We start from the raw sequence: 14,636 nt of genomic DNA, 5'->3' as shown, positions 1-14,636 counted from the left end.
GATGTCCCCGACGAGGTAGCGCTGCATCGTCGGGCCGATCGCGTCGACGATCGCCTCAACCGACATCGAGTGCAGCGGTTCGGAGCGCACGCCGTAGCGCATGATGCCGAGCCCCACCAGCTGGGAGGCGCACAGCGACGCCCGCACGGCGACCTTGTCGGCCCCCAGGATTTTCAGCAGCGGGCCGAAGATCGGGCCGATGAACATGCCCTGCACGATCTCGGCGGTCTTGGCCAGCCCGGTGGACGCGACCGCGCTGGCCGCGAAGGGACCGCCGCCGGCCGCGTCCCAGGTGGTGATCAGCATGTACAACGTCCGGCGGCCCACCTGGTTGACCCCGCCGGTGACGATCCGGTCGATGAACTCCGGTGTGCCGAAGGGCAACCGCAGCATCTTCGCCACCGGGTCGAGCAGCCCACGCGATGGCTCTTCGCGACGCGGCATGGTGCCAGGATCGTCGGAATGCGATCAAAGATCAAGCGTCGCGGGCGTCGGCGTGCCTGGTCGGCCGGTTGCTGTGCTCGACCGAATTCGAAAGCGCGTGGGGGGCTTGGGTTCGCCGCCGGCTGGGCAGGCGCGAGGTGTGCCGGGTCGCGACGGGTACCAGTCCGGGCACGGCCCGGCGGAAGCGGTTCGCGATCAGCCAGGCCAGCCCGGGATGGGTGCCCAGCGGTTGGGTGACCACGTCGGCGCCGCTGGCCCATAGGCGCTGCTGGAACAGGCCGTCGGCCAGTAGGTAGGAGGCGACGACGACGCGCCGCGCGCCGCCGCGGCGCGCCGCGGCGACCGCGTCGGCCACCGACGGCTCGCCGGTGGCCGCGAATCCCAGCCGCACCCGCGATCCCACCAGCGCGGACAACGTGGTCGCGGTCACGTGCAGATCGGCGCGCGCCCTGGCATCCGTGGTGCCGGCCGCCGCGAGGATCACCGAATCGCCTGGCCGCCAACCGGATTCCACCAGCTGGTCGGCGACTATCCGCGCGATCTCTCCGCTCGGTCCCAGCGCGGGGGCGACGGTGGCGTTCGGGTGCCCGCTGGCCGCCACATGCGCGGGCACGTCGGTGCGCACGTGATAGCCGCGCGACAGGAAGGCCGGGACCACGACGGCGGGGCGGCCGGTGGCCGCGGCCCGCGACAGCACCTCACCGGGCGTCGGGCCCAACACGTCGACGAACGCCACCTGCACCCGGCGCTCGAGCAGCGAGCTCACCTGCGCGGCGAGGTCTCCGATCATCGCGACACCGCCGGGCCTGCGGGTCCCGTGTGCCGCCAGGATCAGGTCCATCGGGCACCGCCCGGCGGGTCGACGGCCAGTCGGTAACCCCGCTTGACCACCGTTGCGACGATGTTCTTGTCGCCCAACGCCGTTCGCAGCCGCAACACGGCCGTGTCGACGGCATGCGGATCGTTGCTGCTGCCTGGCAGCACCCGCAACAGTTCGTTGCGCGCGACGACGTCGCCGGGCCGTTGCGCCAGCGCGCGCAGCACCGACATTCCCGACGGCGACAGCAGCTTGATGTCACCGTCCACCAGCACGCACGTTCCGCGGATGTCGATCGTGTGGCCGGCCACCTGGACCGTGGACGATCCCAGCAGCGGCAGCTCCTCGGCGATGTGGCGGGCCAAGGCGCCCAACCGCATTCGTGCCGGCGATGACGTCGGGACGCCTTTGCGGATCAGCGGTTTGGACGTCACCGGGCCGACGCACATCGCGTGCACATCCGTGCGCAGGGCCTCCAGCACCTGGTCCTCGACGGCCAGGTCGCGACTGCGTTCCAGCACCGCCGCCGCCGCGGGCGCCGACGTGAAGGTGACCGCGTCGAACTGCCGTCGCGCGATGCCGGTCACCAGCAAATCGAAATCGCCGCCCAACGGGGTCGATTTCCACCGGTACACCCGGATGGGCACCACCTCCGCGCCCGCGAAGCGCAGGCCGCCGATGAATTCCGGGAACGGGTCCCACGCGTCGGCGGCGCCGTGCAGCTGGATGGCGATGCGCAGCCCCGACACGCCCGACTCGAGCAGATACTCGAGCACTTCCTGTGAGGATTCGGACTCAGGAGACCACTCCTCGTGCAGCCCAGCGGCGCGCACCGCGCCGGTGCCCTTGGGCCCCCGCGACACGATCCGGGTCTTCGACAACGACGCGATCAGCTGGTTGGCCAGCCCCCATCCCTCGGCGGCGGCCAGCCAGCCGCGGAAGCCGATGCCGGTGTGCACGACCAGGATATCGGGCGGTTGCGCGATCAAATCCTCAGTGTGGCTTTGTAATTCGTCGTCTTCGGGCAGCGCGATCATGTTGATCGCGGGGGCGCTGCAGACCTCTGCGCCCTGCCGACTCAGCAGCGCGCAGAGTTCCTCCGCGCGCCGGGATGAAGTAACCGCGACCCGGTAGCCGGCCAGCGGCGTGGACCTCGGCTGAGCCATAAGACCTGTGTATGCCTGGGACGTTTCCGCCGCGTTACCACGCAATTGCTGCAGCATTGCCCTTGTTGCGACAGCCATCACACCCCCGCGTGATCTGCTACGGGGACCGGTTCCGGCACGCTGGGGCGGCGCACGCACAGCATCCAGGTGAGGGTCGCGGCGAGCACGTAGGAGGCCAAAAACATCCAGTAGGCCGATGTTTCGGTGCCGCTGCTGAGGTAGGACTCGCGCAGCGCCAGGTTGATTCCCACGCCGCCCAGCGCGCCGACCGCGGAGCAAAAGCCGATCAGCGATCCCGCCATCGCCCGCGACCAGTGACGGCGCTCGGCGTCGGGGAGATCCAGCCCCCGGCTGCGCGCCTCGAAGACCGATGGGATCATCTTGAACACCGACCCGTTGCCCATCCCCGACAGGACGAACAGGGCGATGAAGCCGATCACGTAGCCGACCATCGTCGTCGAGCCACCGCCGTCGCGGCCGTCGACGGTGCTGATGGCGACCAGCGATCCGGCGCCCACGATCATGCCGCCCAGCACGCCCAGGGTGACGCGGCTGCCGCCCAGGCGGTCGGCCAGCCGGCCGCCGTAGATGCGCGCCAGCGAGCCCAATAGCGGCCCCACGAAGGCGATCTGCGCGGCGTGCAGCGACGCGTGCTTGGCGGTTTCGCCGCTCGCCATGAAGTTGACCTGCAGCACCTGGCCGAACGCGAACGCGAACCCGATCCAGGAGCCGAAGGTGCAGATGTACAGCAGCGAGATCACATAGGTGTCGCGCTCGAACAGCACCGAGCGGATGGTGTTGACCTCGACGCCGTGGTCGAGGTTGTCCATGAACAGCGCCGCCGCGACGCCGACGATCGCCAGTAGGACGAGGTACACCGCGCACACCCAGTACGGCGCCTGGTGTCCGGCGGTCGCGAGCGCCAGCAGGCCGATCAGCTGGATCACGGCGACCCCGAGGTTGCCGACGCCGGCGTTGATCGCCAGCGCCGCGCCCTTGAGGCGCTGTGGGTAAAAGGCGTTGACGTTGGCCAGCGATGCCGCGTAGTTGCCGCCGCCCAGGCCGGTCACCGCCGCACACACCACGTACGGCCACAGCGGCAGGCCGGGATTGGCCATCAGCAGGATGGTGCCGGCGGTCGGGATCAATAGCACCAACGCCGAGAAGGCCGTCCAGTTGCGGCCTCCGAAGGTGGCGATGCCCAGCGTGTAGGGGATGCGCGCGCAGCCGCCGGCCAGGGTGGCGACGGCGCCGAGCAGCAGTTTGTCGCCGGCCGAGAAGCCGTAGACGGATGCGGGCATGAACAGTGTCATCACGGGCCAGAGGGTCCAGATCGAGAAGGCGACGTGGTCGCCCGCGACCGTGCACAGCAGGTTGCGGCGGGCGATGTTCTTGTTGCCGGCCTCCCAGGCAGCCGCGTCCTCCGGATTCCAGTCCGTGATGCGGTGGTTGCGGCCCATGCGGTCTGCACCTTTCGTCCAACTCGTCCAACGGGGGATATCGCGAACGCTCACACGGGCGAAATCGCCTGAGCCTCTTAGGCCGACGGGCGGGCACAAGCTTCGTGGGTGAACAAGCTTGGCCCGCCGTGTATTTCGATGCTCACATTTCGTACTGAATTCAGTCAACTCATTCGGACGGTTATCGCCTGTAAGTTGAATCCCAGTTATCTGGCAAATAGCTGAGGGCAAATCGGCATTTGTGATTTCGTCCGGCCGCCGGATTCAGTGTGAGGTGCAATACATCTCGCGACGCGATCACACGAACGCCAGCACTACCAGACGTCGCCCGCCCGCCAGTCGCACATCAGCTCCGCGGCGGTATCCAGGTCGATGTCGACCGGCAGGACGAACACGGCGCCGTCGTCGTCGGGCGTGCGCGTCGGGCCGGTCGGGGCCAGCACCGACGTCGGGCCGCGCCACGGCAGCCAGCCGCGCGCCGCGTATATGCCGCGGGCGAGGTCGGTCGAACTGACGGCACCCACCTGGTAGGCGCCGCGGATCACCTGCTCGACGCCGTCCAGCAGCGCGTGCACCAGGCCCCGGCCGCGGAACTCCTCCCGCACCGCGACCCCTTCGACGTACCCGCAACGCAGGGCGTCGCCGCGGTATAGCAAGCGCCGCTGGACCACGGCGGCGTGCGCGATGATCGCACCGTGCTGCCAGATCAGGGCGTGCATGCCGCCCAGCGAGTGCTCCCAGTCCTCGTCGGTGAAATCCCCGGCGAAGGCGGCGGCGACCATCTGGTGGACGCGCTGCCGGGTCTCGACGTCGAGATCGGCGGTGTGAACCAGGCGGGCGGTGTGGACCTGGGCTTGCACCCTACGAGTATGACCGCCCGCCGCGGGGCCGCGTCCAGTGCAGGCGCACGTACTGGCCCGGCCGCACCTGCGCGACCTTGTCGATGTCCTCGTCGGTGACCACGCCGATCACCGGGTACCCGCCGGTCACCGGGTGGTCGGGCCCCAGAATGACCGGTAATCCGTTGGGCGGCACCTGGATTGCCCCGCGGGTGGTGCCTTCGCTGGGCAGCTGCCGGTCCGGCCAGCGGTGCTGCAGCGGGCGGCCCTCCAGCCGCATCCCGACCCGGTCGCTGCGGTTGGAGGCCATCCAGATCGTGTGCACCAGGGCGTCGGGATCGGTGAACCAGTCTTCGCGTGGGCCCGGCACCACCTGCACCTCGACCAGGTGCTCGCTGATCGCCGCCACCGGCGCCTGGTCGAGTTCGGGGTAGTCGTCGGTGTGCTCGCCGACCGGAAGCCGGTCGCCGCTGTGCAGCGGAGCCGGGCCGATCGCCGACATCACGTCGTAGCTGCGCGAGCCCAGGACGGGCTCCACGCAGATCCCGCCGCGCACCGCCAGGTAGGTCCGCAGCCCGGCCAGCGGGGCGCCCAACGAGATCACCTGCCCATCGCGGACGTGGTGAATGCTGTTGGTGCCGAACTTGATTCCGTTCACGGTGGGGTCGGTGTCGGCGCCCGTCACCGCGATGTCGACATCGCCGCCGCGGACGCGAGCGGAAAAGCCGCCGAAGGTGACTTCGACGGTGGCGCGGTCGTCGGGGTTGGCGACCAGCCGGTTGGCCAGTTTGTGCGCGCGGCGGTCCGCGGCGCCGGACCGGCTGACGCCGAGGTGGGCCAGCCCCGGGCGGCCGAGGTCCTGGACGACGGCGAACGGCCCGGTGCGCAGAATCTCGAGGGTCGGCATGGCTATCTCCTTGCTCATACGGCGCGGAACTGGACCCACATGCCCCGCGTCAGCAGCGCCGGGTTGGGCCGGTCGAGATCCCACAGGACGGCGTCGGTGTGGCCGATGAGCTGCCAGCCGCCGGGCGATTGCCGGGGATATACCGCGCTGAACTCACCGGCCAGGGCGACCGAACCGGCCGGCACCGACGTCCGCGGCTCAGACCGGCGCGGCACCCGCAGGCGCGCGTCGCCGTCGATGAGGTATGCGAAACCGGGAACGGGGCCGCCGAAGCCCACTCGCCAGAGGGTGGACGTGTGAGCGCCGATCACCTGTGCCGCGGTCAGCCCGGTGTGATCGGCGACTGCGGCGAGGTCGGGGCCGTCGTAGACGACATCGATCACCACATCGGCATTGCGGTCCGCTGCCGCGGCGCGGACGTTCGAGTCGTCAGCGGTGACCTGCATCCTCCGTAGCCGCTGCCGTGTGACTCCTTGAAGGCGCGGGCTGTCGAGCTTCACCAGCACCGTGCGGGGGGCGGGGACGATGTCGACCACACCTGGTAGTGCCGCCGCACGTAGCGCATCCACCCAGGCCAACACCTCGGAGGTGCTGCCACATTGCAGCATCACTGATTGGTCGCCATAGTCGAAAACTGCGTTGCCAACCAGGTCGGTTGGCCAGCTGGTGGTGAGATCCGTCACGCTCATTACTGAACGGTAACCCCGGCATCCGTGCAGGCGGGAGCGAATGCGGAGGGATTTTCGAGCAATGCCAGAGGTGCCTTACCGAACGCTCAAACAGGCGGGATTCAGCCCAGGATCTTGGCGATCAGCGGCGGCAGTTGATCGGCGACCAACGGGTAGCTCAGGGGCGAGGCGAAGGCGATTGCGCCGGCCTGATCCTTGGTGGTGAAGACGTTGCGGTTCTGGGCGGTCGCCAGCGAACCCGCCACGTCGGGGTCGGCAAGCAGCGCCTTCTGGTCGTCGGCGCTCTCGGTAGTCCAGATCACCACGTCGGCGGAGTCGAGCACCGCCTTGATCTGATCGCGCGGGATGACGGCGCGGTGATCGCTGCCGAAGGGCTTGATGGCATCGGCGATGACGAGGCCCATCTGGTTCAGGAAGTCGGTACGCCAGCCCGCCAGGGTCGCCACCACGGTGCCCTGCCAGGGGGCGCCCTGCATCAGCAACGCCTTCTTTCCCGTCCACTGCGGATTCTTTTGCGCGACGGCGGCGAATTGCTTGTCGACGCCGTCGATCAGGGTCTTCATCTGGTCGGCCTGGAACACCGCCTGGCCGACGGCGGTGGCCTGCTCCTTCCACGGCTCGAAGAACGCGTCGCCGTCCGACTGTGCGAGTGTCGGCGCGATCGCCGACAGCTTCTGGTAGGTGTCGGCGTCCAGGCCCGCGTTGATGGCCACGATCAGATCCGGTTTCAGGCTCGCGATCTGATCGACCGGAATGCCGTTGTCCAGGTTCAACACCACCGGCTGCGCGGCACCGAGTTTGGGTTGGGCCCAGGGCCACACCGCGAAGGGCTGATCCCCGAACCAGTTGGTCACCGCGATGGGCACCACGCCCAACGCCAGCAGGTCGTCCTGCTCGGTGTAGCCGGCGCTGACCACGCGCTTGGGCGGCGCCTTGATCACGGTCTGACCGAATAGGTGGGTGACCGTCACCGATCCGCCGGGAGCGGCTCCCGGCGATGGTTTGCGTGACGAGCACGCTTCAGCAATCGCGGCAATCCCCGCAGCCCCCGCGAGCTGCAGGAATCCCCGTCGATTCCATCCGTGTCGCATCGCGTGAGATTATCGCGTTCTTGGCTCCGACCCGCTCCGCCGCGCGGTTTTTCCGCTCAGCTCAGCGGCATGCCCGCGTCCAGGAAGTCCAGGGCCCGATAGACGGCCACGACGGTCACGGTGGTGGCGGCGTAGCCGTTCGCGTCGAGAAGGCGAAACGCCTCGCGCCTGATGGCCTGGTGCGTCCGGATCTTCTTGCGTTCCCGCAGTCCCAGGGGCTGGTCAGTCACCGGCATACCGCGATTGTCTCGCGCACGCCCGCCCGCGGGCCACACCGGCCGTCAGCGGGATGCACCGTATCCGCCGCCGCCGGGGGTTTCGATCACCAGCGTGTCGCCGGGCTCGACTTCTGTCGAGTCGCAGCCCGCCAACTCGACGGTGCTGCCGTCGGCGCGTTCCACTCGGTTGCGTCCCAGCGTCCCAGGTGAGCCTCCCGCCATGCCATAGGGCGGAACTCGCCGATGACCGGACAACGTGCTGACCGCCATCGGCTCGGTGAACTCGATGCGACGAACGGCGCCATCACCGCCATGCCAGCGACCGGCGCCACCGCTGCCATGCCGAATGGCGAACTCGCGCAGCAACACCGGGTAACGCCATTCGAGCACTTCGGGATCGGTGAGTCGGGAGTTCGTCATGTGGGTTTGCACGACGGACGCTCCGTCGAACCCGTCACCGGCCCCGGAACCGGACCCCAAGGTTTCGTAGTACTGGTGGCGCTCGTTGCCGAAGGTGACGTTGTTCATCGTCCCGGCGCCTTCGGCCTGCACGCGCAGCGCGGCGAGCAACGCGCCGGTGATCGCCTGCGAGGTTTCGACGTTGCCGGCGACAACCGCGGCCGGGTGGGTCGGCGCCAGCATCGAACCTTCGGGAACGACGACACGCAGCGGTCGAAGGCAGCCGTCATTGAGCGGGATATCGTCGGCGACCAGAGTGCGGAACGTGTAGAGCACCGCGGCCATCGCGACGGAGGACGGCGCGTTGAAGTTGGTAGGCAGCTGTGGCGAGGTTCCGCTGAAGTCGATGGTCGCACTGCGGGTGTCGCGGTCGACGGTGACGCGGACGGCGATCGTGGCGCCGGAATCCATGCGGTAGCGGTAGTCGCCATCGTCGAGTCGATCGATGACGCGGCGGACCGCCTCCTCGGCGTTGTCCTGGACGTGGCGCATGTAGGCCTGCACGACGTCGAAGCCAAAGTGGTCGATCATCTTGCCGACCTCGTCGACGCCCTTCTGGTTGGCGGCGATCTGGGCGCGCAGATCGGCGAGGTTGGTGTCACGGTTGCGTGACGGGAATGACGCTTGGGTGAGTAGCCGCCGAGTTTCTAGTTCGCGGAACTGCCCGTTTTCCGCGAGTAGCCAATTGTCGAACAGCACACCTTCTTCCTGGATGTGGTGGCTGTCGGCTGGCATCGAGCCGGGAGTGATCCCGCCGATTTCCGCGTGGTGTCCGCGAGAAGCGACGAAGAACAGCAGGGCGTGGCCTGAGGAATCGAAGACGGGGGTTATGACGGTGATGTCCGGCAGGTGGGTGCCGCCGTGATACGGGTCGTTGACGGCGTAGACGTCACCGGGCTTCATATCGGTGCCGCGCCGGCGGATCACCTCCTTGACGGTGCTGCCCATCGAGCCGAGGTGCACCGGTATGTGCGGCGCGTTGGCGACCAGGTTGCCGTCCGGATCGAACAGCGCGCACGAGAAGTCCAGTCGCTCACGGATATTCACCGACTGAGCTGTGGCTTCCAGCCGGAAACCCATCTGCTCGGCGATCGACATAAACAGGTTGTTGAAGATCTCCAAGAGCACCGGGTCGACGTCGGTGCCCGCCTCGGACTGGGTGGGGGCGACCACTCGCTCGACGAGCAGATGCCCCAAGCGCGTGGTGGTGGCCTGCCAGCCGTCGTCGACAACCGTGGTGGCGTTGGCCTCGACGACGATGGCCGGGCCGCTGACGGTGGCCCCTGGCGGCATCCGCTCTCGATGCCGCAGTGGAGCATCGCGCCACGATCCGTTCGAGTAGATCCGGACAGTTTCTGGCGAGCTGGTGTTGTTGCCCTCAGCGGGATCGCCCAAGTGCGATAGGTCCGGCTGCTCGGTGAGTCCGATCGCTTCGACCGATATCGCTTCCGCGATCAATGGACGGTCCATCAGGAACGAGTACATCGCGCGATGGTCGGCTTCAAACGCCGACGTCATGGTGTCCAGCCCGGCCAGCTCGACTCCGACCGTGGTGTCGGTCCCTTGGTAACGCAGATGCACGCGGCGGACCACCCGGATTGACTCGGACGGGATGCCCTCGTCGCGCAGCTCGGCGCGGGCGGCCCGCTCGAGAGTGTCTGAAACCGCGGTCAACTTCGGCAGGCCCGCCGTCTCGAGGGGGATCTCCACGGCTTGCTCCCGCATCACGGTCGTGTCGGCCAGACCGATACCGAGAGCGGAGAGCACACCGGCCAGGGGCGGGACCAGCACCGTGCGGATACCCAGTGCGTCGGCGACGGCGCATGCGTGCTGCCCACCGGCGCCGCCGAATGTGGTCAGCACGTACCGGCTCACGTCGCGTCCTTTTTGGATCGAGATCTTCTTGACCGCGTTCGCCATATTGGCCACCGCGATCTGCAGAAATCCCTCGGCGACCTGCTCTGGCGAGCGCTCGTCACCGGTGCGCGCCCGGATATCGTTGGCCAGATCGGTAAAGCCGCGCTGCACGATCTCGAGATCGAGCGGCTGGTCGCCGCCGGGACCGAATACTGCCGGGAAGTGCGTGGGTTGGATGCGGCCGAGGATCGCGTTCGCGTCGGTGACGGTAAGTGGACCGCCGCCGCGGTAGCAGGCCGGGCCGGGTGCCGCTCCCGCCGAGTCCGGGCCGACGCGGTAGCGGTTGCCGTCGAAGTGCAGAATCGACCCGCCACCGGCGGCCACCGTGTGGATGTCCAGCATCGGAGCCCGCAGCCGGACACCGGCCACCTGGTTCATGAAGACGCGCTCATACTCGCCGGCATAGTGCGACACGTCTGTGGAGGTGCCGCCCATGTCGAAGCCGATGACGTGGTCGAAACCGGCCAGCGCCGACATGCGGGCCATACCGACGATGCCGCCGGCCGGACCGGACAGGATGGCGTCCTTACCGCGGAAGTGCCCGGCCTCGGCCAGGCCCCCGTTGGACTGCATGAACATCAGTCGCACACCACGCAACTGGTCTGCCACCTGGTTGACGTAGCGGCGCAGCACCGGGGACAGGTAGGCGTCGACCACGGTGGTATCCCCGCGCGGGACCAGCTTCATCAGCGGGCTGACCTCATGCGACAGCGAGATCTGCGGGAAGTTGATGTGCTCGGCCAGCCTGCCAATTTCGCGCTCGTGGGCCGGGTAGAGGTAACTATGCAAGCACACGACCGCCAGCGCATCTATCCCATCCGCACGAGCCTGCCGCAGCTTCGCGCCTAACGACTCGAGATCGGGTGCCCGCAGCACCGTGCCGTCGGCCGCGACCCGCTCATCGACCTCGACGACCCGCTCGTAAAGCATCTCCGGCAACACGATGTGCCGCTCGAAGATGCGTGGACGATTCTGGTATGCGATGCGCAGCGCGTCGCCGAAACCGCGGGTGATCACCAACAGCGTGCGCTCACCCTTGCGCTCAAGCAGCGCATTGGTCGCGACCGTGGTGCCCATCCGCACCGCGTCGATGCGCTCGACCGGGACAGCGGCGTCCTCGGCGATTCCGAGCAGCGCACGGATGCCGGCCACGGCGGCGTCGCGGTAGTGCGCAGGATTCTCCGAAAGCAGCTTGTGGGTCAGCAGTCGTCCATCCGGCCGGCGCGCCACGATGTCAGTGAACGTGCCGCCCCGATCGACCCAGAACTGCCACCCCGCGCTTGCCACCCGGACTCCCTTTCACGGCTTTCCAAACCCTATTGGCCAAGGGCTGTAGTCGGCGATCAGCTCTTCCTGCGGTGGGCGCCGGTCGGCCGGCACGTGCTGCAGGTTGATCCGGATCCGGTACCAGATGGAACTCGGCCCGCGCATGCCGTCGACCAGGACGTCGGCCGGCTGCAGCAGCGCGGCGGCGTCCGGGTGGCGCTCGCGCCAGGTGTCCAGCGCCGCCATCGCCTCGTCTTTGGTTTTGGTGCGGGCGATCTCGATGAGCGGCTTGGACGAGACCCGCCCTCGCTCGGTGCGGGTGCCGGAACCTTTGGGCGCCCGCTCCGGCGGGCCCATCTCCTCGGCCAGGATCAGGAGCCGATCCAGTTCGCCGACGGCGTCGTCCATCCCCGCCCAGGGGTCGCCCGTCTCGGCGAACCGGGCGGGCACCGTATCGATGGTGAAGGCCGCGGGATCGCAGCCGGCGACCTCGTCCCAGTGCAGCGGCGTCGATACCCGGGCATCCGGGGTGGCCCGCACGGAATAGGCCGACGCGACGGTGCGGTCCTTGGCGTTCTGGTTGAAATCGACGAACACGCCCTCGCGCTCTTCCTTCCACCAGCGGCTGGTCGCCGCGTCGGGCACCCGCCGCTCGACCTCGCGCGCGACGGTCTGCGCGGCGAGCCGAACCTGCCGGAATTCCCAGCGCGGCGCGATCCGGGCGTAGATGTGAAAGCCGCGGGACCCGGACGTCTTCGGCCACGCCACCAGGCCGTAGTCCTCCAGCACCTCGCGGGCCACCAACGCGACGTCGACGATCCGCCGCCACGTCACGCCCGGCATCGGGTCCAGGTCGACGCGCAATTCGTCGGGGTGATCGAGGTCGCCGGCGAGCACCGGGTGCGGGTTGAGGTCCACGCAGCCCAGGTTGATCACCCACGCCAGCCCGGCGGCGTCGTGCACGACGGCCTCCGCGGCGGAGGTGCCCCGCGCGTAGTGCAATTCGGCGACGTCGACGTAGTCCGGGCGGTTTGCGGGCGCCCGCTTCTGGAACACGGCCTCCTGCGCGATGCCCTTCACGAAGCGCTTGAGAATCATCGGCCGGCCGGCCACCCCGCGCAGCGCCCCGTCGGCGACGGACAGGTAGTAGCGGACCAGGTCGAGCTTGGTATGCGGCCCCGAGCCGCCGTGGCGTTCGAAGACCACTCTGTCGGGGTGGGTGATGGTGACCTCGTGCCCGGCCACCTCCACTGACGCCGGGCCGGTCATGTTCATCATCGTAGGTCGATGGGTATTAACTAGTGGCGCTGCGACCTACGTCACATAGGGTGGAATTCATGCCTAACCTCATCGGCCTGCCCGGCCAGGCGGTCTCCAAGATTCAGCAGTACCTCGAGCGCGGCTCGGCCGAACTGCACTACGTGCGCAAGATCTTCGAATCGGGCGCGTTCCGGATCGAACCGCCGCAGAACTACGCCGCGATGGCCGCGGACATCTACAAGTGGGGCGAGTTCGGCATGCTGCCCTCGCTCAACGCGCGACGCCATCCCGACCGCGCGGCCTGCATCGACGAGGAGGGCGAATTCACCTACCGCGAGCTCGACGAGGCCGTGCACGCGGTCGCCAACGGGCTGATCGACAAGGGCGTCAAGGGCGGCGACGGGGTCGCCATCCTGGCCCGCAACACCCGCTGGTTCCTGATCGCCTACTTCGGCGCCGCCCGGGTCGGCGCCCGCATCATCCTGCTCAACAGCGAGTTCTCCGGGCCCCAGATCTGTGAGGTGTCGGAGCGCGAGGGCGCCAAGGTGATCATCTACGACGACGAGTACACCAAGGCCGTCAGCAAGGCCGAGCCGGAGCTGGGCAAGCTGCGGGCGCTGGGGTCCAACCCCGATGCGGACGAGCCGTCGGGCAGCGAGGACGAGACGCTGGCCGACCTCATCGAGCGCAGCGACAAGTCTCCCGCCCCGAAGGCGAGCAGGCACGCGTCGATCATCATCCTGACCAGCGGCACCACCGGCACCCCCAAGGGCGCGAACCGCAGCACCCCGCCGACGCTGGCGCCGATCGGCGGCATCCTGTCGCACGTGCCGTTCAAGGCCGGTGAGGTGACGTCGTTGCCGGCGCCGATGTTCCACGCGCTGGGTTTCCTGCACGGCACCATTGCGATGTTCCTGGGCTCGACGCTGGTGCTGCGGCGCAAGTTCAAGCCGCCGCTGGTGCTGGAGGACATCGAGAAGCACAAGGTCACCGCCATGGTCGTGGTCCCGGTGATGCTGTCCCGCATCCTCGACGCGATCGAGAAGATGGACTCCAAGCCCGACCTGTCCAGCCTGAAGATCGTGTTCGTATCCGGATCGGCGCTGGGGGCCGACCTGGCCGAGCGGGCGCTCAAGGACCTGGGTCCGGTGATTTACAACATGTACGGCTCGACCGAGATCGCCTTTGCCACCATCGCCGAGCCCAAGCACCTGGAATTCAATTCGTCGACCGTCGGGCCGGTCGTCAAGGGCGTCAAGGTCAAGATCTTCGACGACAACGGCAAGGAGTTGCCTCAGGGCGAGGTCGGGCGGATCTTCGTCGGCAACGCCTTCCCGTTCGAGGGATACACCGGCGGCGGCAAGAAGCAGATCATCGACGGGTTGTTGTCCTCGGGCGACGTCGGCTACTTCGACGAGCACGACCTGCTCTACATCAGCGGGCGCGACGACGAGATGATCGTCTCCGGCGGCGAGAACGTGTTCCCGGCCGAGGTCGAGGACCTCATCACCGGACACCCGGATGTCGTGGAGGCCACCGCCATTGGCGTCGAGGACAAGGAGTGGGGCCATCGGCTGCGCGCGTTCGTGGTCAAGAAGGAAGACGCCGACCTCGACGAGGACACCGTCAAGCACTACGTGCGCGATCACCTGGCGCGCTACAAGGTGCCCCGGGAGGTCGTGTTCCTCGAGGAGCTGCCGCGCAACCCCACCGGCAAGATCCTCAAGCGCGAACTGCGCGAGATGGAGATCGACTGACTATCGGCGGGCCTGAATGGCGCGGATGATCTGGGCGGAGAGTTTGGGGTCGATCAGCAGCTGATCGATGAGCGCCGTGAGGACCTCCTGCCCGGTCACGCGGGCGACGCCGATGCGGTCGGCGGCCTCACGCTGCCAGACGTCCAGCGCGCGGTGCGTGGCCAGCGGTAGATCGACGGTTCGTCGCGTTCGCCGGCCGCCCGACGGCTGGGCGGGGGCTGCCCCGAACATGTTGAGGCGCTGGGTCGGTCCGGTCTGTCCGGGCAGCGGGGGCTTCGCGGTGTAGCGGGCGAACCGGTTGGGGCTGGACTCGTGGCGGTTGGGGTTGATACTCATCGCGGCGACC

Annotated in this window: 12 protein-coding genes and 1 pseudogene; 1 reads left to right on the top strand and 12 read right to left on the bottom strand. The window is 68.3% G+C overall.

The genetic code is table 11. The features are described from left to right. The 11 genes and pseudogenes from AC5Y2S_RS12905 to AC5Y2S_RS12855 all read right to left on the bottom strand — a co-directional run. On the bottom strand, positions 1–444 hold a 444-nt coding region (locus AC5Y2S_RS12905), incomplete at its 3' end, for a TetR/AcrR family transcriptional regulator (protein ID WP_499956503.1). 31 nt (positions 445–475) lie between these two features. Beyond that, positions 476–1,285 (bottom strand): sirohydrochlorin chelatase, encoded by an 810-nt coding sequence (locus AC5Y2S_RS12900; protein ID WP_499956502.1) that lies wholly within the window; start codon positions 1,283–1,285, stop codon positions 476–478. After that, entirely contained in the window at positions 1,276–2,427 is a 1,152-nt protein-coding gene (locus tag AC5Y2S_RS12895) for a uroporphyrinogen-III synthase (RefSeq protein WP_499956501.1), read from the bottom strand. Before AC5Y2S_RS12895 ends, AC5Y2S_RS12900 begins: the two co-directional genes overlap by 10 nt. A 77-nt stretch (positions 2,428–2,504) precedes the next feature. After that, complete coding sequence (locus AC5Y2S_RS12890) at positions 2,505–3,887, bottom strand: nitrate/nitrite transporter (RefSeq protein ID WP_499956500.1); 1,383 nt, start codon at positions 3,885–3,887, stop codon at positions 2,505–2,507. Positions 3,888–4,201: 314 nt separating this feature from the next. Further along, a complete protein-coding gene (locus AC5Y2S_RS12885; RefSeq protein ID WP_499956499.1) occupies positions 4,202–4,747 on the bottom strand; it encodes a GNAT family N-acetyltransferase in 546 nt (181 codons plus the stop codon). Position 4,748: 1 nt separating this feature from the next. Further along, positions 4,749–5,633 carry a 5-oxoprolinase/urea amidolyase family protein gene (locus AC5Y2S_RS12880; protein ID WP_499956498.1) on the bottom strand — a complete coding sequence of 295 codons (885 nt, stop codon included), beginning with the start codon at positions 5,631–5,633 and terminating at the stop codon, positions 4,749–4,751. Positions 5,634–5,647: 14 nt separating this feature from the next. Beyond that, a complete protein-coding gene (locus tag AC5Y2S_RS12875) occupies positions 5,648–6,322 on the bottom strand; it encodes a 5-oxoprolinase subunit B family protein (protein ID WP_499956497.1) in 675 nt (224 codons plus the stop codon). A gap of 101 nt (positions 6,323–6,423) precedes the next feature. Then, on the bottom strand, positions 6,424–7,413 hold the full coding sequence (locus AC5Y2S_RS12870) for an ABC transporter substrate-binding protein (RefSeq protein ID WP_499956496.1): 990 nt from the start codon (positions 7,411–7,413) through the stop codon (positions 6,424–6,426). Positions 7,414–7,517: 104 nt separating this feature from the next. Then, positions 7,518–7,649: pseudogene (locus AC5Y2S_RS12865) on the bottom strand (TetR family transcriptional regulator); the annotation flags it as partial. 45 nt (positions 7,650–7,694) lie between these two features. Then, a complete protein-coding gene (locus AC5Y2S_RS12860) occupies positions 7,695–11,294 on the bottom strand; it encodes a hydantoinase B/oxoprolinase family protein (protein ID WP_499956495.1) in 3,600 nt (1,199 codons plus the stop codon). A 12-nt stretch (positions 11,295–11,306) separates the two neighbouring features. Further along, complete coding sequence (locus tag AC5Y2S_RS12855) at positions 11,307–12,551, bottom strand: DNA polymerase domain-containing protein (RefSeq protein WP_499956494.1); 1,245 nt, start codon at positions 12,549–12,551, stop codon at positions 11,307–11,309. Positions 12,552–12,610: 59 nt separating this feature from the next. On the opposite strand from AC5Y2S_RS12855, the gene fadD2 reads away from it, so the two are divergent. After that, positions 12,611–14,290 carry a long-chain-fatty-acid--CoA ligase FadD2 gene (gene fadD2, locus AC5Y2S_RS12850; protein ID WP_499902897.1) on the top strand — a complete coding sequence of 560 codons (1,680 nt, stop codon included), beginning with the start codon at positions 12,611–12,613 and terminating at the stop codon, positions 14,288–14,290. On the opposite strand, the gene AC5Y2S_RS12845 is transcribed toward fadD2, so the two are convergent. Then, a complete protein-coding gene (locus tag AC5Y2S_RS12845; RefSeq protein WP_499956493.1) occupies positions 14,291–14,626 on the bottom strand; it encodes an ATPase in 336 nt (111 codons plus the stop codon). Positions 14,627–14,636: the final 10 nt, after the last annotated feature.

The organism is Mycobacterium sp. NGS69 (assembly GCF_059812165.1).
Note: the sequence above shows the minus strand (reverse complement) of the source record. Positions and strands in the feature narration are given on the sequence as shown.